The following is a 16,443-nucleotide window of genomic DNA, read 5'->3' as shown; positions in this document are numbered from 1 at the left end:
AGCTGATGCGAGTCGGCAGTTGGGGGCTGGAACTGGTCTGTGTCTGCTACCTGTTGATCGTCTACATCACCAGCCGGGGGCTGATAGCCGCACCCCGCTACCGTCTGCTGCAGGCGCGGCTGCGGGACTGCCGGGCGCGGGCCGAGTATCTGGACGGTACCTGTGGTGACGGCTCGCCGGAGAAGGCGGCGGTGGCCGCCGTGGCAGGGCGGCTGGCGGATCTGGAGCAGGGCGGCACGGTGGTGTGGCGGCTGAGTTCCCGGTACGGGGTGATCGCGATCCCCCTCTCGAAGCTCGCCGCGGCCTGGCGCGCGCTGCACGCCTCGGAGCGTCGGCTCCTCGGGGCCGAACCTCTGGAGGAGGTGCTCGCGCAACGGGAGTTGCTGCTGATCCAGCTCGCCTCGACGGGCGATCCGGTCGATGAGGAGCTGGCCGTGAAGCTCGCCGCCGCCGAGACCGGCTCGACGCAGGCGCGGGCGCTGGTGCTGGCCGCCGCGCAGCGCGTCCACGACCTCGAGGACGACGCGGCCGAGCGGGACTACGACCAGCAGCGCATCGCCCTGTGGCTGGCCCTGACCGGACTGTGCGCGATCCTGCTGATCGGCAGGGTGCTCGACCACCGGGAAACGATGCTGCTCGGTGCGCTGGGCGGCTTTCTGTCCCCTGTCATCGGGGCGATGCGCTCCCAGCGGTCCTCGTCCTGGGGTGTGCTGGTCCTCGCGCCGGTGGGCGGTGCCCTTGCCGCGATCGGCGGCCTGCTGCTCGTGCGCATGCTCGCCGACCCGGATCTGAACCTTCTGGGCCAGGTCTTCTACGAGAACTCCTGGACCGCCCCTACCCGCCCGATCGCGCTGGCCACAGCCCTGCTCTTCGGCTTCTCGGGCACGCTGTTCTCGCGGCTGGCCCTCGCGGCCACCGGCCAGCTCTCCGCGCCGGCGCCCCGGCCGGTATGAACGGCCGGGGGTGACCAGCCCCGGGGGAGCCGGGGCCCGGAGGCCCCGGTTCTCAGAAGCCCGGAGCCCCGGTTCTCAGAAGCCCAGCTTGCGCAGCTGCTTCGGGTCGCGTTGCCAGTCCTTCGCGACCTTCACGTGCAGGTCGAGGAAGACCGGCGTGCCCAGCAGGGCTTCGATCTGCTTGCGGGACTTGATGCCCACGTCCTTCAGGCGCTTGCCCTTGGGGCCGATGATGATGCCCTTCTGGCTGGGCCGCTCGATGTAGATGTTCGCGTGGATGTCGAGCAGCGGCTTGTCCGCCGGACGGTCCTCGCGCGGGAGCATCTCCTCGACGACCACCGCGATGGAGTGCGGGAGCTCGTCCCGGACGCCCTCCAGCGCCGCCTCGCGGATCAGCTCGGCGACCATCACCTGCTCGGGCTCGTCCGTCAGGTCGCCCTCGGGGTAGAGCGGCGGGCTCTCCGGGAGCATCGGGGCGAGCAGGTCCGCCAGCAGTCCGACCTGCTGGTCGCCGACCGCCGAGACCGGCACGATCTCCGCCCACTCGAACCCCAGCTCCTTGCCGAGCTGGTCGATCGCGATGAGCTGCTCGGCGAGCGTCTTGGAGTCCACGAGGTCGGTCTTCGTCACGACCGCGACCTTCGGGGTCCGCTTGATCCCGGCCAGCTCCTTGGCGATGAAGCGGTCGCCGGGGCCCAGCTTCTCGTTGGCCGGCAGGCAGAAGCCGATGACGTCGACCTCGGCCCAGGTGGCGCGCACGACGTCGTTGAGCCGCTCGCCGAGCAGGGTGCGCGGCTTGTGCAGGCCCGGTGTGTCGACCAGGATCAGCTGGGCGTCAGGGCGGTGCACGATGCCCCGCACCGTGTGCCGGGTGGTCTGGGGACGGTTGGAGGTGATCGCCACCTTCTTCCCGACCAGAGCGTTCGTGAGGGTGGACTTGCCCGCGTTGGGACGGCCCACGAAGCAGGCGAAGCCGGCGCGGTGGATGGCCTCGGCCGACTGCTCGGATGACTGGTTACGAACGCTCATGGCCCCCATTCTCCCTGATCCACGAAGCCCCGCCGCACACACGAGCGGCAGCACCCTCCACCGTGAGCTCCCGGAAACCTCCACGCAACGAAACGTCACGGAAACACACCTGTACGCGACCGGAAACCGGGAGCGGTGAACCTCTGACGAGCCCCCGCATCGTTGGAGACTCCCGTGACTCTGGCCGCCGCCCACGCGAACACCGGCGACACCGCCTGGCTGCTCGCCGCCACCGCCCTCGTCCTGCTGATGACCCCGGGTCTCGCCCTCTTCTACGGAGGCATGGTCCGCACGAAGAGCGTCCTCAACATGCTCATGATGAGCTTCGTGTCGATCGCGCTGGTCACGGTGGTGTGGCTGACGGCCGGCTACTCGCTCGCGTTCGGCGACGACGCCGGGGGCGGGCTGATCGGCGGCCTCGAGCACGCCGGCATGGCGGGCCTCGGCCCGGACAGCGTGCAGGGCACGGTCCCCACCCTCCTGTTCGCCACCTTCCAGCTCACCTTCGCGATCATCACAGCCGCCCTGATCAGCGGCGCGATCGCGGACCGGGCGAAATTCGGCGCCTGGCTGGTCTTCGTGCCGGTCTGGGCGCTCCTCGTATACGTTCCCGTGGCGCACTGGGTGTGGGGCCCCGGTGGCTGGATCCTCGACCGGCTCGGCGCCCTCGACTTCGCCGGCGGTCTCCCCGTCGAGATCACCTCGGGTGCCTCGGGTCTGGCGTTGTGCCTGGTCCTGGGCCCGCGCCTGGGCTTCAAGAAGGACGCGATGCGTCCGCACAACCTCCCCATGGTGATGCTGGGCGCGGGTCTGCTCTGGTTCGGCTGGTTCGGCTTCAACGCGGGCTCGGCACTGGGCGCGAACGGTCTGGCGGCGGCCGCCTTCCTCAACACCCTCGCCGCGGGCTGCACCGGTCTGCTCGGCTGGCTCTTCGTCGAGCAGCGGCGCGACGGCCATCCGACGACGCTGGGCGCGGCGTCCGGCGCGGTCGCGGGCCTGGTGGCCATCACGCCCTCCTGCGGCTCGGTCTCCCTGCTCGGCGCCCTGGCCGTCGGCCTCGCGGCCGGTGTCGTCTGCTCCTATGCGGTGAGCTGGAAGTTCAAGCTGAACTACGACGACTCCCTCGACGTGGTGGGGGTCCACCTGGTCGGCGGGATCATCGGCACGCTGCTCATCGGCGTCTTCGCGGTGGACACCATGACCGGCGGCGCCGAGGGGCTCCTCTACGGCGGCGGGCTCGGCCAGCTCGGCAGGCAGCTGGTCGCCGTGGTCGTCGTGGGGGCGTACGCCTTCACCGTCACGTACGGCATCGCCAAGGTGCTCGACAAGGCGATCGGCCTGCGCGCGCACGAGGACCACGAGCACACCGGCCTGGACCTTACGGTGCACGCCGAGACGGCATACGATCACGGCGTCCTGGGCCACGGCGCCCCGGTCGGCTCGCACTCCGTCCTCTCCGCCCAGAAGGTCAAGCCACAGGAATGAAGCTCATCACCGCGATCGTCAAGCCCTACCGCCTCGACGAGGTCAAGACGGCTCTCCAGGAGCTCGGTGTGCACGGCCTGACCGTGACCGAGGCCAGCGGCTACGGCCGGCAGCGCGGCCACACCGAGGTGTACCGGGGCGCCGAGTACCAGGTCGACCTCGTGCCCAAGGTGCGCATCGAGGTCGTCGTCGACGACGCGGAGTCCGAGGCCGTGATCGACGCGATCGTGCGTGCCGCGCACACCGGGAAGATCGGTGACGGCAAGGTGTGGGCGCTGCCGGTCGAGACGGTCGTGCGGGTGCGGACGGGCGAGCGGGGGCCCGACGCGCTTTAACCTCCGGCGGTTCGGCTGAGTTTCGGCTGCGGGTCCGTGGGGACCTGTCGCGCCCCGCGGCGGAGCCGCAGAATGTCAGCGCCCCGCGCCCCTTCAGGGCGCGTTCGCCGGCGTCTGATCAGCAGCCAGACGCCTGCTCCGACCCCGGCCGCCAGCAAGGCCGTCACCAGCCACGGCACCGCCACGAAGGACGCTGTCGCCGATTCCTTCGTGTTCTTGGCGGTCGCCGTCAGTTTGACGTCGGTCCAGTCGAGCTGGGGGGCGTCGCGCCAGCGTTCGGTGAGGCGGACGCGTTGGCCCGGGAGGAGCTGGGAGGGAAGTTTCGTCAGGTCCCGGGTCAGGAGGGTGCGGCCGAACAGGCCGCTCGCCTTCAGCTCCACCTTCGGTGCGAGGGTGACGTTGCCGGTGTTGTGCAGGGTGTAGGAGATCGTCGCCGTGCTGTCGCCGAGGCCGGGGACCAGCGGCTGGTCGTGTCCGACCGTGACGTTCTCGACGGCGAGCGCGGGCAGCGTGGGCCCGCCGACCTGGAGGTAGACGCGGGCGCCGACGGCCCGCTGGACGCCCAGCGCGACCCCGCCCTCGCCCTGCTCGACCCGTTCGTCGAGGGCGACGATGGCCCCCGGATGGTCGCCGGGCTCGGCCCCCTCGGGCACCCGGACGGTGAACGGCACGGTGACCGTCGCCCGGCCGGGCACGGTGACCCGGTCCTTCGGCAGCTCGGCCCAGGCGCCCACGCCGCGCATCTTCTCGCCGAGCGACTTCACGGCGAACCCGCCGTCGCGCGCGGTGTTGTAGGCGTCGGCCGCGTACAGCCGGAAGGTGAGGGGCTCGGCCGTCTTGTTGGCGACGACGACCTTGTCCTCGATCGTCTGGCCGGGATCGGCGGAGACGTAGAAATAGGGCCGCGCGGCGACGGCCGAGGAGACGGGGTAGACCGACCAGCTGCCGTTGTCGGCGGCGCGGGCGGGGGTCGCGAGCGTCAGGAACAACAGCAGCGGCAGGAGGAGGACGTACGGCTTGCGCATGGGTGCGGACCCCCCAGCGGACGGGCCCCGGTCGGCGGGCCCCGGCGAACGGGCTTCGATGAACGGGCTTCGACGAGCGGGCTTTCACGAACGGGCTTCGACGGCTGGGTGGTCGGGCGGGTGCGGACCTGTGGGGCGGGCGCCCGGCCACCGGTGGACGTGGTGCGTACGGCTCAGGTGAGCGTGAGGGTCAGGACGCCGGCGTAGCTGCCCGGAGGCGTGAACGACGGTACGTCGAGGGACAGTTGGGCGCCGGTGGTGAACTCGCCGCCGGTGGCCGTGCCGTCGGGTGTGGACGCCAGGGTCGCCCCCGAGGCGCCGACCGTGCCCGCCGAACCGGCCTGACAGGTGCTCGGGCTGCCCGCCTTGGTGGTGCACGCGGGCGTCCAGCTCAGCTTGCCGGCATCGATCTTGGCGCCGGGGCCGCTGAAGTCGGTGACCTTGCCGGTCAGGGACCAGCCGGCGGGTCCGCCGCGGAAGTCCTTGACGGTCACGGTCTGGAGCGCACCGGTCGAGGCCCCGCCCTGGCCGAAGTCGACCGCGGACAGCTGGACGGCGTCCCCGGCCTGGGACATCGACAGCGCGCCCGCCCGGACCGTGGTGGTCACCTTCTGGCTGCCCTCCGGTACGGGCTGGTCGTCGATGACGACGTACGCGACCGGCCCGGCACCGAGGTCCGAGCTCCACGCGCCGCCCTCGTACGCCACGACACCGGTCGTGGTGAGGTCGCTGACGACGAGCGAGCCGGAGATGCCGCCCTGCGCGTCCGCGGTCACGGTCGCCGTGTCCGCGGTCTGGGCGGACGCGGAACGCCCGGCCAGCGTCACGGTCGCGCCCGCGGTGAAGCCGCTGCCGGTGACGGCGACGGCCGCGCCCGGACTGCCGGAGGCCGAACCCAGCGAGATCGCACGGGTGTTGGCCGGCGGGTTGTCGGCGGCGGTGACGGTCTCCGAGACCGGGGCGGGCGGGTCGGTCACCGTGCAGGGCGTGTCCAGCTCCAGGATGTAGCTGGTGTGGATGTTGTAGTCACCGGGCGAGAGGGTGATCGCGCCGGGCGTGGTGACCGTGAAGGTGCCGGTCATGGAGAACGACGGGAAGGCCCCCCTGCCGGGTACCGGGGGGTTCTGCCTCGGCCCCGTGACCGTGACGCTGCCGGTCTGCGCGCCACCGAGGGTGACCTTGCCCGTCGGCGTCATGATGTCGGCCGGCAGGGCCAGGTCGGTGGGGTTGCTCGCGGCGGGCGTGACCACCGTGTAGGTGACGGTGACGGTGTCGCCGACCTGCGGACTGGTGTTGTCCGCCGTGATCTTCGCGGTGGTGGTGCCGTCGATCGGCGGGAGGCCCGCGATGGCCGGCGGGATGCAGTGCGTGGCGAAGTCGACGTTGGACGCGGCGACGGCCGGGGCCGCCAGCGCCCCGCCGGCGGTGACCGCGAGCGCGGTCGCCCCGAGCAGCGACGCCCAGCGCCGTCTTCGGGAACCTCGGGTGCTTCCGGAACTTCGGGGTGAACCCATGTTGCCCCCTCCTCCAGGGTGCGGGCGCAGCGGCTCTTCTGCGCCGACAGGGGGCATTGAGGTGCGGATCGCGTGAGAAGTCAATGGACATCACGCGGTGAACTGATGGGCCGTCAGCTTCCTGGCACAGCCGGAAAACTGACGGCCTGTCGGCTCAGTTTCCAACCGCTATCAGCTGAACACGAACGGACCCGGCGTCTGCGCCGCGCTCGTCGTACAGGTGACGGTGATCCCGAAGACGACCATCTTCAGGGAGCCGCCGTAGAAGTTCAGGCTGTCACCGGAGGCCACGGTCCCGTTGAGCGGACCGACCGTGATCGTCGAGCCGGCCGGCATGGCGGGGTTCACCGTGCCGGAGAAGACCCTGGCGGAACCGGTCGAGTTCGCCATCGTGAGCGTGGAACTGATGCTGTTCGCGCCGATCGCGATCGGCGTGGTGATCGCGGTGGACGTCAGCTTGAGGGTGGCGGCCGTGCCCGTCTGGGTGGCCGTGAGGGTGGCTGCGCCGCCTCCGAAGAGACCGCAGCTCGCAGTGACGTTCGCCGTCAGCGGGGTGACGGCGACAGCCGAGGGCGCGAGGGCCAGTCCGGTGACCGCGAGGGCCCCGACCAGCATTGCCGCACCTGATCCGATTCGCTTGCCTCTCATGGGATCCGCTCCCTTCCCGAGTACGGGAATCCATGTGGGGGGTGGATGGACGGGAGATGCCGACGGACCACCGCCCGGGAGGGATGGGTGCGGACACCCTGCCCAGGTGGAGATCCGACATCCGGATCCGACATCCGGATCCGGCGTCAGAATCTGACGGTCCGTCGGAACTTGCGGTTCCATTGATGCGCGAGCGATGCGAGAACGGCAAGGTTGAATTCCGGCCTACCTCCGGCCGCCCCTCGTGCCCCCTGCTTCCGGCTGCGTCAGCCCGCGGAGACGGTGCGCCGGACGGTCCCGTCCGGCGCGGCCACCAGCACCGGCGTCCCCGCCCCGCCGAGATCCCGCACGGCGGCCAGATCGGCCTCGTCGGCCGTCTCCGACGCGGTCACCACCGCCGCCGCCTCCAGCGACTCCGCCCCCGAGGCCACCGCCATCGCCACCGCCGTCCGCAGCGCGCTCAACCGCAGCGACGGCAGCTCCACCGTCGCCGCGACATAGGTACGTCCGGTCTCGTCCCGTACGGCGGCCCCCTCGGGCACACCGTTGCGGGCCCGCGCGGAGCGGGCCAGGGTGACGATCTTGCGGTCCTCGGGATCGAGCGCGTTGCTGTCGGTCATGCCCCGAGCATACGAAGAACCGATCCGCGCACCGCGTCTGCCCTGCGCGCCGGCGTGACGGGTGGTGCCGCCACCACCGGCAGGGGCGAGTCCCCCGCCCGTTCCGATGGCCGGAAGGGCTCGGGTCGCACGGCCGCGCGGCCGCCGGACGGGCTCAGGGACGGTCGAGCCGCAGCCGCTCGGCCCGCGGCAGACCGGCGACCACCAGGTCGTAGGAGTCCTCCACGAGCTCTCGGACCAGCCGGTCCGGGAGCTCCCCGTCGGCCGTCACCGTGTTCCAGTGCCGCTTGTTCATGTGCCACCCGGGGACGATCAGCCCCTCGTGCTCCCCGCGCAGACGCACCGCGTCGTCCGGGTCGCACTTGAGGTTCACCGTCAGGGGCCGCGCGTCCAGGGTCGTCAGGGCGAACAGCTTGCCGCCGACCTTGAAGACCGAGATCTCCGGCCGGAAGGGGAAGTCCTCCACCGCCGCGTTGAAGGAGAGGCACAAGGCACGCAGTTCCTGAGGTGTCACTCCGTCACTCCGTCACTCCGGTTTCGTCTCGTCCTGTGGCCGGTCCGCAGCTTCCAGCGGCTCCACCAGCACCGTGACGATCTTGTTCCGGCGGCCGGCCGCGGCCTCCGCCGTCAGCCGCAGCGCGCGCCCGTCCGGCAGGTCGACCACGCTCGACGCCCCGGCGATGGGCACCCGGCCCAGCGCCTTGGCGAGCAGCCCGCCGACGGTCTCCACGTCCTCGTCGTCGTACTCCTCGAGGCCGTACAGCTCGCCGAGGTCGGTGATGTCGAGGCGGGCGGTGACCCGGTGACGGTCGTCGCCGAGTTCCTCCACCGGCGGGAGTTCACGGTCGTACTCGTCGGTGATCTCGCCGACGATCTCCTCGAGGATGTCCTCGATGGTGACGATGCCGGCCGTGCCGCCGTACTCGTCGATGACGACGGCGACGTGGTTGCGGTCCTGCTGCATCTCCCGCAGCAGGTCACCGGCGTTCTTGGTGTCGGGCACGAAGGCGGCGGGCCGCATCGCCGTCGACACCAGCTCGCCCTCGGCGTCCCGGTTGATGTGCGTCTTGCGGACCAGGTCCTTCAGATACACGATGCCGACGATGTCGTCCTCGTTCTCCCCGGTCACCGGTATGCGGGAGAAACCGGAGCGCAGGGCGAGGGTCAGCGCCTGGCGGATGGTCTTGTACCGCTCGATGACGACGAGGTCGGTCCGCGGGACCATGACCTCGCGTACGAGGGTGTCGCCGAGTTCGAAGACGGAGTGCACCATGCGGCGCTCGTCGTCCTCGATCAGGGACTCCTTCTCGGCGAGGTCGACCAGCGCGCGCAGCTCCGCCTCGGAGGCGAAGGGACCCCGGCGGAAGCCCTTGCCGGGGGTCAGCGCGTTGCCGATGAGGATCAGCAGCGACGGGATCGGGCCCATGATCCGCGCCAGCGGAAGCAGCACGTACGCGGCCGCCGTCGCGGTGTTCAGCGGGTGCTGGCGGCCGATCGTGCGCGGGGAGACGCCGACGGCGACGTACGAGACGAGGACCATCACGCCGATCGCCGCGAACAGGGCCCCGGTCGTGCCGTCGATCTCCTGGAGGCAGGCGTAGGTGACCAGCGCGGCGGCCGCCATCTCGCAGGCGACGCGGACCAGCAGCGCCACGTTCAGATAGCGGGTGGGGTCGGCGGCGATCTGCGCGAGCTTGGCACTGCCCCGCCGGCCGGACCGTACGGCCTCCTCGGCGCGGAAACTGGAGACGCGCGCGAGGCCCGCCTCCGCGCAGGCGGCGAGCCAGGCGACGACGACCAGGGCGATCGCGCCGGCGACGAGGGTGGGGCTCATGAGACGGTCGGGGCCGGGGACGGGCCGGTCAGGCCCTTCTCCGCACGCCAGCCGTCGACGATGGCGGCCTGGAGACCGAACATCTCGGCCTTCTCGTCGGGCTCCTCGTGGTCGTACCCCAGCAGGTGCAGCACCCCGTGGACGGTGAGCAGTTGGAGCTCCTCGTCCATGGAGTGCTGCGTCGGCGCCTCGGTGCCCTGCCGGGCGGCGACCTCGGGGCACAGCACGATGTCGCCGAGGAGGCCCTGCGGGGGCTCGTCGTCGTCCTTCGACGGCGGACGCAGCTCGTCCATCGGGAAGGACATGACGTCCGTCGGCCCCGGCAGGTCCATCCACTGGATGTGCAGCTGCTCCATGGCATCGGTGTCCACGACGATCACCGAGAGCTCGGAGAGCGGGTGGATGCGCATCCGCGCGAGCGCGTAGCGGGCGATGTCGAGGATCGCCTGCTCGTCGACCTCGGTTCCGGACTCGTTGTTGACGTCGATCGACATGGTGCTGGCTTGTCTACTTCCGCTTGTTACGGCCGCCCTTGTGGGTGCCGTTCTCCGTACCGTTCTCGCTGTCGTACTGCTCGTACGCGTCGACGATACGGCCGACGAGCTTGTGCCGGACGACGTCCTGGGACGACAGGCGGGAGAAGTGGACGTCGTCGAGCCCCTCCAGGATGTCCTGGACCTGCCGCAGACCCGACTTCGTGCCGTTCGGCAGGTCGACCTGGGTCACGTCACCCGTGATCACGATCTTCGAGTCGAAGCCGAGCCGGGTGAGGAACATCTTCATCTGCTCGGGGCTCGTGTTCTGGGCCTCGTCCAGGATGATGAAGGCGTCGTTCAGGGTACGGCCACGCATGTAGGCCAGCGGGGCGACCTCGATCGTGCCCGAGGCCATCAGCTTCGGGATCGAGTCCGGGTCCAGCATGTCGTGCAGCGCGTCGTACAGCGGGCGCAGGTAGGGGTCGATCTTCTCGTACAGCGTGCCCGGGAGGAAGCCGAGCCGCTCCCCCGCCTCGACCGCCGGGCGGGTCAGGATGATGCGGTTGACCTGCTTGGACTGGAGGGCCTGGACCGCCTTGGCCATGGCCAGGTAGGTCTTGCCGGTACCGGCCGGGCCGATGCCGAAGACGATCGTGTGCTTGTCGATCGCGTCGACGTACCGCTTCTGGTTGAGGGTCTTGGGTCTGATCGTGCGACCGCGCGAGGACAGGATGTTCTGGGTCAGAACCTCGGCCGGGGTCTCCTGGCCGTCACTCGTCCCGTTCTCACTCGCCCGCAGCATGGCGATCGAGCGTTCCACTGCGTCCTCCGTCATCGGCTGTCCGGTGCGGAGCACCAGCATCATCTCGTCGAACAGGCGCTGGACGAGAGCGACTTCCCGTGGGTCGCCGACCGCGCTGATCTCATTGCCCCGGACATGGATGTCAGCCGCCGGGAAAGCCGTCTCTATCACGCGCAGGAGGGAGTCTCCGGATCCCAGCACCGTCACCATGGGGTGCTGGGCGGGAACGGTGAACTGTGCTCTCGCCTTGCCCTGCGCGGGCGTGTGAGCTGTGGGTGTCTGAGTCATAGGCCGGCCCGAGGGCCTCTACGTCCTCCCGGATGCGTCTCGCCTGCCACGAGGGCGGCCTGGCGAGTTCAAGGGTACGCCAGGGGACTGACAACGCCGTAGGGCTTTTCCGGGTCCGGCGACGCGTCCGGCGACGGGTCGGACAAGGGGGCCGGCGACCGCGTCCGGCGGCTATGCCGAGCGGCCGAAACCGATCGTCGGCACGGCTCTGCGCAGCGGCCACGGGGTGGCCTCCTCCGCCGCCGGGAGCAGCGTCGGGAGCAGGGCGTCCAGGAACGCGTACCTCAGCAGCGCCTCGGGGTCCTGGCTCTCGACCGACTGGACCCTGCGCCACCAGGCCGCGATCTCGGACCAGCCGGGGGCGGAGAGCGAGCCGCCGAACTCCTGCACGGAGAGGGCCGCGGTGAGGCCGGCGAAGGCCAGGCGGTCGGCGAGCGGCCAGTCGGCCAGCGTGCCGGTGACGAAGCCGGCCACGAAGACGTCCCCCGCGCCGGTGGGGTCGAGGGCCTCGACGGCGATGGCCGGGACCTCGGCGGACTCGCCGGTGCGCCGGTCCACGGCGTAGGCGCCCTCCGCACCGAGGGTCACGACCGCGAGCGGTACGTGCTCGGTGAGGGCGTGGGCGGCGGCGCGGGGACAGGTGGCGCCGGTGTAGCGCATGGCCTCCTCCGCGTTCGGCAGGAAGGCCTCGCAGTGCGCCAGGTCGGTGAGGCCGGCCAGGTCCCAGGCACCGGTGTCGTCCCAGCCGACGTCGGCGAAGATGCGAGTGCCGCGACCGGCGGCCCGCTCGATCCAGGGGGCGGGCTTGCCGGGGGTGAGGGAGGCGACGGCGGCGCGGGCGTGCGGCGGGTGTTCGGGCGCCCCTTCCTGCGTCAGCACGGCCTCGACGGGCGGTTCGTGGCCGTGGGAGACCATGGTCCGCTCGCCCTCGTAGGCCATGGAGACGGTGACCGGCGAGTGCCAGCCGGGGACGGAGCGCGAGGCGCTGAGATCGATGCCCTCGCCCTGTTCGAGGGCGTCCCAGCAGTACTCGCCGTAGTGGTCGTCCCCGAAGGCCGCGGCCAGGGAGGTGCGCAGGCCGAGCCGGGCGAGCGCGGTGGCCATGTTGGCGACGCCGCCGGGGCTCGAGCCCATTCCGCGCGCCCAGGACTCGGTCCCGCGCACCGGGGCGGAGTCGAGCCCGGTGAAGATGATGTCGAGGAAGACGGTGCCGGTGAGGTAGACGTCCCACGGCGGATCGTCGGGGGCGCGCCGGACCGCCAGGGGGTCGACCCGGGCAGCCTGGCAGATCTGGCCGGCCTTGCCGGTCTGGCGGTGGTGTCCCTCTCCGGTGGACGCGTTGGACGCGGTCACGGTGCGCTCCCTGACGTGGTGCCGATCTGGCCAGTGTGCACCACCCCACCGACAACACGCGGTCCGTCACACGCGAGCCGGGGACAACCACCCTTCGGTACGCAGCAGGTACGGGAGACGCGGGGGTACGGGATGTGCGGGGGTACGGGGCTGCTGAGGTCCCGGGGGTACGGGGCTGCTGAGGTCCTGGGGGTACGGGGCTGCTGAGGTACGGAGATCGCCTCAGCCGCTGCGGGCAGCGCCTTCCGGCCACACCACGTCCACCGGCAGGCCCGCCGCCCGCGCTTCGAGGACGGTGTCGGCGGTGCCGCCGCCCCGGCCGGCGGGCGGTTCGCCGTTCCACACGGCGACGAGCCGGTCGGCGCGTTCGATCAGTACGGTGTTGGCGGCCTCGTACGCCTGCCGGCCGGCCTTCTCCCGAGGAAGGACGAGGATCTCCGCGGCGGCTTCGAGCAGGCGGTCGAAGAGGGGTGCCTCGGCGGGCCCCACCTGGCTCAGCCGGTAGTCCCGCGACGGGACGACGACCGTCAGACGTCCACCGGCCGCGAGGACGGCCTCGGCGAACAGCAGGTCGGCGCCCCTGGCGAGGCAGGAGACGCCGACGAGCCGGCCGTCGCGGGTGTACCGCCCGAGCAGGTCGTCCAGGGCCGAGCGGACCAGGGGGAGGCTGTCCTCGGTCAGGTCCATGTGCCCGGTCACCGCGATGATCGTCACGTCACGCGTCCCCTTCGCCTCGCCGACCGGTCGGCGCCGGACGGCGGCCGGGCCGCGGCGGCCGGGCGCGGATCGTACCGCGCGCCTCGTCGGCCCCGCGTGCGCCGATCCCGCCGCCGGCCCGGTAGGGGGAGTTGCCGGTGCGGGTCCACCGGCACGGAGTCACCAGCGGGGGACGGCCGGGGTGACCCAGTCGGGGTCGGCCAGGCGCATGGCCGCCGCGTCGTCGCGCTCGCGCAGCGCGCCGTCGTCGTCGAGCCAGCGCCGGTGCAGGAACCGGAGCTTGTCCCGGTCGAGTTCGACGCCGAGGCCGGGCGCGTCCGACACGGTGACCTTGCCGTCGTCGAAGGTGAGGCGTTCGGTGAGGACGTCCTCCGACTGCCAGGGGTAGTGGGAGTCGCAGGCGTGGTGGAGGTTCGGCACGGTGGACGCCACGTGGGTCATGGCGGCCAGCGAGATGCCCAGGTGGGTGTTGGAGTGCATGGAGATGCCGACGCCGAAGGTCCGGCAGATCTCGGCGAGTTGCCGGGTGTTGCGCAGTCCGCCCCAGTAGTGGTGGTCGGAGAGGACGACCTGGACGGCGTCGCGGGTGAACGCCTCCTTGATCTCGGCGAACGTCGTCACGCACATGTTGGTGGCGAGCGGCACGTCGGTCTTCGCGGCCACCTCGGCCATGGCCGGAGTGCCGAGGGCCGGGTCCTCCAGGTATTCGAGGATGCCGCCGATCTCGTCGGCCACCTTGAGTGAGGTCGCCACGGACCAGGCGCCGTTGGGGTCGAGCCGCAGCGGGTGGCCGGGGAACGCCTCGGCCAGCGCCCGTACGGCGGCGATCTCCTCGTCCGGCGGGAAGACGCCGCCCTTGAGCTTGAAGGAGGTGAAGCCGTAGCGCTCCTTGAAGCGCCGGGCCTGCTCGACCACCCCGGCCGGGTCGACGGCGGCGCCCCAGTCGTCCTTCTCCGCGGGGACGCCCTCGGGGTGGTCGGCCCACTTGTAGAAGAGGTAGGCGCTGTATTCGACCGCGTCGCGCACCTTGCCGCCGAGCAGGGTGTGCACGGGCAGGCCGAGCGCCTTGCCGAGGGCGTCGAGGCAGGCGACCTCGAAGGCGGAGACGACGGACAGCCGCAGCTTGTCGGCGGTCTGGACGCCGCGCAGCCCGCCGACGTCCACCTGCCCAAAGACCCGGGAGCTGTCGACGGCCACCTCGTCGGCGATGGTGAACAGGCCGTTCAGGTCGCTCACCGGGCGGCCGCGCAGCTTCTCGGCGAACGGGCGGGCCAGTTCCAGGTACTTGGTGTCGCCGTACGTCTCGCCGACGCCCGTGACCCCGTCCGCCGTCTCGACCTCCACGATCAGCCGGGGCGTGTACGGCTGGTGCACGCCCTGGGTGTTGAGCAGCGGCGGGTCGGCGACCAGGATCGGGGTCAGGCGGACGTCGGTGATCGTGAGGTTCACAGCGCGGCTCCTACGAGGTCGAGGCCGGCGCCCAGGAGGGCCCTGAGCTCGGCGAGGTCGGTGGGCGAGGGGTCGGTGAGCGGTGCGCGGACGGGTCCGACGGGGCGGCCGCGCAGCCGGGCCGCCGCCTTCACCAGGGACACGGCGTATCCCGGTACCCGGTCGCGGAGTTCGACGAGCGGGACGTAGAAGTCGCGCAGCAGCCGGTCCACCGATTTGTCGTCGCCGTCGCGCAGCGCGGTGAAGAAGGCGTTCGCGATCTCCGGGGCGAAGGCGTGGACGGCGGAGGAGTAGGCGGGGACGCCGACGGTGGCGTAGGCGCGGGCCTGGATCTCGGCGGTGGCGGCGCCGTTGAAGAAGAGGAAGCCGTCGGGGGCGGCGAGGGTGAGCCGCTGGAGGCGGTCGAGGTCGCTGTGGCCGTCCTTGAGGCCGATGACGCCCGGGATCGCGGCGACCCGCCGCAGCGAGGCGGCGGTGAAGGTGACCTGGCCTCGCTGGTAGGCGATGAGGGGCAGCCGGGTGCGGGCGGCGAGCTGCTCCAGCTGGGCGACGAGGCCGTCCTGCGGGGCGGCGACGAGGTAGTGCGGCAGGACGAGGAGGGCGTCGGCGCCGGCCTCCTGCGCGATGCGCGCGAACCGGGTGGCCTGGGCCCAGCCGTAGCCGACCCCGGCGACGACGGGCAGGCGGCCGCCCGCCTCCTCGACGGCGATCGTGACCACCCGGCGGTACTCGTCCTCGTCGAGGGAGAAGAACTCTCCGGTGCCACAGGCGGGGAAGACGGCGCCGGGTGCGGTCGCGATCTGCGCCGCGACATGCGCGCGGAAGCCGTCGGGGTCGAGGGAGCCGTCGTCGTGGAAGCTCGTGAGCGGGAACGACAGCACCCCCTGTGCCATGCCGTCCCGCAGGCGTCGGACCGTTTCCCTGTCGAGGCTCACCCTCGGTCATCTCCCTATGTAGACGTCATCCACGTATGAAGATGGAGGTTAGATACGCGAACGCCGACCGTCAATGGGTGCGCGCCCCCCGACCCGCACACCCTTACGATCGGCACATGTCGGAGACAGGCGGCGTCCGCGAGGTGAAGTCCGCGGCGCGCACGGTCGAGCTGCTGGAACTGCTCGCGGCGCGCGGCGACCGGCCGGCGCGGCTCCAGGAGCTGGCGGACGAGCTGGGGGTACCGCGCAGCTCGATGTACGCGCTGCTCCAGACCCTGATCAGCCGGGGCTGGGTACGCACGGACGTGACCGGCTCCCTCTACGGCATCGGCATCCACGCCCTGCTGACCGGCACCAGCTATCTCGACTCCGACCCGCGCGTGCGGCTGGTGCGGCCCTACCTCGACGAGGCGTCCGAGGCGCTGGGCGAGACGATCCACCTGGGCCGGCTGGACGGCCGGGGCGTGGCGTATCTGGCGACGCGCGAGTCGCACGAGTACCTGCGCACGATCAGCCGGGTCGGGCGGCGGCTCCCGGCGCACGTCGGCGCGCTCGGCAAGGCACTGCTGGCGCAACGGCCGGACAGCGAGCTGCCCCACGGGCCGTACGAGGCGTTCACCCCGCACACCCGCACGAGCCGGCAGGCGCTGCTCGACGATCTCGCCGGGGTGCGGGCGCGCGGGTACTCCGTGGACCGCGAGGAGGGCGTCCTCGGCATCGTCGGGTTCGGGTTCGCGCTGCGCTACGACACCCCCGCGCAGGACGCGGTCAGCTGCTCGGTGCCGGTGGCCCGGCTGACGCCGGAGCACGAGGAGCGGATCGTCGCGGTGATGCGGGAGATCAGGGCGAAGATCGAGGCGACGGCACCGGGTTCCGGCGGCGCCGCCGACTGGCGTTAGCGCCCGCCGCTACCCGCTCTCCAGCACCCCAAACGCATGGTGATCCACATCACCCACCCTGCCCTTCATCTCGCACCGCGT

General features: G+C 71.6%; 17 protein-coding genes. 4 read left to right on the top strand and 13 right to left on the bottom strand.

Features of this window, described 5'->3' with window-relative positions:
• Window positions 1-5: 5 nt before the first annotated feature.
• Window positions 6-953 carry a hypothetical protein gene (locus OG933_RS29015; protein ID WP_362524670.1) on the top strand — a complete coding sequence of 316 codons (948 nt, stop codon included), beginning with the start codon at window positions 6-8 and terminating at the stop codon, window positions 951-953.
• A 75-nt stretch (window positions 954-1,028) separates the two neighbouring features.
• On the opposite strand, the gene era is transcribed toward OG933_RS29015, so the two are convergent.
• Entirely contained in the window at window positions 1,029-1,982 is a 954-nt protein-coding gene (gene era / locus OG933_RS29010; protein ID WP_020127728.1) for a GTPase Era, read from the bottom strand.
• Window positions 1,983-2,156: 174 nt separating this feature from the next.
• On the opposite strand from era, the gene OG933_RS29005 reads away from it, so the two are divergent.
• Window positions 2,157-3,467: an ammonium transporter gene (locus OG933_RS29005; protein ID WP_362264579.1), complete on the top strand. Its 1,311-nt coding sequence runs from the start codon at window positions 2,157-2,159 to the stop codon at window positions 3,465-3,467.
• A complete protein-coding gene (locus OG933_RS29000; RefSeq protein ID WP_142264251.1) occupies window positions 3,464-3,802 on the top strand; it encodes a P-II family nitrogen regulator in 339 nt (112 codons plus the stop codon). Before OG933_RS29005 ends, OG933_RS29000 begins: the two co-directional genes overlap by 4 nt.
• Here the strand turns inward: OG933_RS29000 and OG933_RS28995 are convergent.
• The 12 genes from OG933_RS28995 to OG933_RS28940 form a co-directional block, all read right to left on the bottom strand.
• Window positions 3,799-4,827, bottom strand: coding sequence for a WxL protein peptidoglycan domain-containing protein (locus tag OG933_RS28995; protein ID WP_405629578.1), 1,029 nt, complete (start codon window positions 4,825-4,827; stop codon window positions 3,799-3,801). The genes OG933_RS29000 and OG933_RS28995 overlap by 4 nt on opposite strands.
• Before the next feature lie 173 nt (window positions 4,828-5,000).
• Window positions 5,001-6,341, bottom strand: coding sequence for a beta-xylosidase (locus tag OG933_RS28990; RefSeq protein ID WP_405629577.1), 1,341 nt, complete (start codon window positions 6,339-6,341; stop codon window positions 5,001-5,003).
• A gap of 171 nt (window positions 6,342-6,512) precedes the next feature.
• Complete coding sequence (locus tag OG933_RS28985) at window positions 6,513-6,989, bottom strand: hypothetical protein (protein WP_362524676.1); 477 nt, start codon at window positions 6,987-6,989, stop codon at window positions 6,513-6,515.
• Between the two features lie 266 nt (window positions 6,990-7,255).
• Window positions 7,256-7,609 carry a cytidine deaminase gene (locus tag OG933_RS28980; protein WP_028806497.1) on the bottom strand — a complete coding sequence of 118 codons (354 nt, stop codon included), beginning with the start codon at window positions 7,607-7,609 and terminating at the stop codon, window positions 7,256-7,258.
• A 154-nt stretch (window positions 7,610-7,763) separates the two neighbouring features.
• On the bottom strand, window positions 7,764-8,123 hold the full coding sequence (locus OG933_RS28975) for an MmcQ/YjbR family DNA-binding protein (RefSeq protein WP_362524680.1): 360 nt from the start codon (window positions 8,121-8,123) through the stop codon (window positions 7,764-7,766).
• 12 nt (window positions 8,124-8,135) lie between these two features.
• Complete coding sequence (locus OG933_RS28970; RefSeq protein ID WP_020127736.1) at window positions 8,136-9,443, bottom strand: hemolysin family protein; 1,308 nt, start codon at window positions 9,441-9,443, stop codon at window positions 8,136-8,138.
• Window positions 9,440-9,937, bottom strand: a complete 498-nt coding sequence (gene ybeY, locus OG933_RS28965; protein WP_020127737.1) for an rRNA maturation RNase YbeY — start codon at window positions 9,935-9,937, stop codon at window positions 9,440-9,442. Before ybeY ends, OG933_RS28970 begins: the two co-directional genes overlap by 4 nt.
• Window positions 9,938-9,950: 13 nt before the next feature.
• On the bottom strand, window positions 9,951-11,009 hold the full coding sequence (locus tag OG933_RS28960; protein ID WP_028806498.1) for a PhoH family protein: 1,059 nt from the start codon (window positions 11,007-11,009) through the stop codon (window positions 9,951-9,953).
• A gap of 171 nt (window positions 11,010-11,180) precedes the next feature.
• Window positions 11,181-12,362: a carbohydrate kinase family protein gene (locus OG933_RS28955; RefSeq protein ID WP_405629572.1), complete on the bottom strand. Its 1,182-nt coding sequence runs from the start codon at window positions 12,360-12,362 to the stop codon at window positions 11,181-11,183.
• Window positions 12,363-12,584: 222 nt separating this feature from the next.
• The gene (locus OG933_RS28950; protein WP_405629570.1) at window positions 12,585-13,076 is read right to left on the bottom strand and encodes a hypothetical protein; all 492 of its coding nucleotides are present in this window, start codon (window positions 13,074-13,076) and stop codon (window positions 12,585-12,587) included.
• A 162-nt stretch (window positions 13,077-13,238) separates the two neighbouring features.
• On the bottom strand, window positions 13,239-14,528 hold the full coding sequence (locus OG933_RS28945; RefSeq protein ID WP_362524685.1) for a glucarate dehydratase family protein: 1,290 nt from the start codon (window positions 14,526-14,528) through the stop codon (window positions 13,239-13,241).
• Window positions 14,525-15,463, bottom strand: a complete 939-nt coding sequence (locus OG933_RS28940) for a 5-dehydro-4-deoxyglucarate dehydratase (protein ID WP_362524687.1) — start codon at window positions 15,461-15,463, stop codon at window positions 14,525-14,527. Before OG933_RS28940 ends, OG933_RS28945 begins: the two co-directional genes overlap by 4 nt.
• Before the next feature lie 116 nt (window positions 15,464-15,579).
• On the opposite strand from OG933_RS28940, the gene OG933_RS28935 reads away from it, so the two are divergent.
• Window positions 15,580-16,362, top strand: a complete 783-nt coding sequence (locus OG933_RS28935) for an IclR family transcriptional regulator (protein ID WP_405629567.1) — start codon at window positions 15,580-15,582, stop codon at window positions 16,360-16,362.
• Window positions 16,363-16,443 lie beyond the last annotated feature (81 nt).

Origin of the sequence: Streptomyces sp. NBC_00016, assembly GCF_045040885.1 — a bacterium.
Taxonomy (GTDB): Bacteria; Actinomycetota; Actinomycetes; order Streptomycetales; family Streptomycetaceae; genus Streptomyces; species Streptomyces coriariae.
The sequence above is the reverse complement of the archived record's forward strand: the minus strand, read 5'-3'. Positions and strand labels throughout refer to the sequence as shown.

Bases quoted from the DNA above. Each gene is read 5' to 3' on its own strand.
- OG933_RS29015 (WP_362524670.1), top strand. From the start codon at position 6: ATGCGAGTCGGCAGTTGGGGGCTGGAACTGGTCTGTGTCTGCTACCTG.
- era (WP_020127728.1), bottom strand. From the start codon at position 1,982: ATGAGCGTTCGTAACCAGTCATCCGAGCAGTCGGCCGAGGCCATCCAC.
- OG933_RS29000 (WP_142264251.1), top strand. From the start codon at position 3,464: ATGAAGCTCATCACCGCGATCGTCAAGCCCTACCGCCTCGACGAGGTC.
- OG933_RS28995 (WP_405629578.1), bottom strand. From the start codon at position 4,827: ATGCGCAAGCCGTACGTCCTCCTCCTGCCGCTGCTGTTGTTCCTGACG.
- OG933_RS28990 (WP_405629577.1), bottom strand. From the start codon at position 6,341: ATGGGTTCACCCCGAAGTTCCGGAAGCACCCGAGGTTCCCGAAGACGG.
- OG933_RS28985 (WP_362524676.1), bottom strand. From the start codon at position 6,989: ATGAGAGGCAAGCGAATCGGATCAGGTGCGGCAATGCTGGTCGGGGCC.
- OG933_RS28980 (WP_028806497.1), bottom strand. From the start codon at position 7,609: ATGACCGACAGCAACGCGCTCGATCCCGAGGACCGCAAGATCGTCACC.
- OG933_RS28970 (WP_020127736.1), bottom strand. From the start codon at position 9,443: ATGAGCCCCACCCTCGTCGCCGGCGCGATCGCCCTGGTCGTCGTCGCC.
- ybeY (WP_020127737.1), bottom strand. From the start codon at position 9,937: ATGTCGATCGACGTCAACAACGAGTCCGGAACCGAGGTCGACGAGCAG.
- OG933_RS28960 (WP_028806498.1), bottom strand. From the start codon at position 11,009: ATGACTCAGACACCCACAGCTCACACGCCCGCGCAGGGCAAGGCGAGA.
- OG933_RS28935 (WP_405629567.1), top strand. From the start codon at position 15,580: ATGTCGGAGACAGGCGGCGTCCGCGAGGTGAAGTCCGCGGCGCGCACG.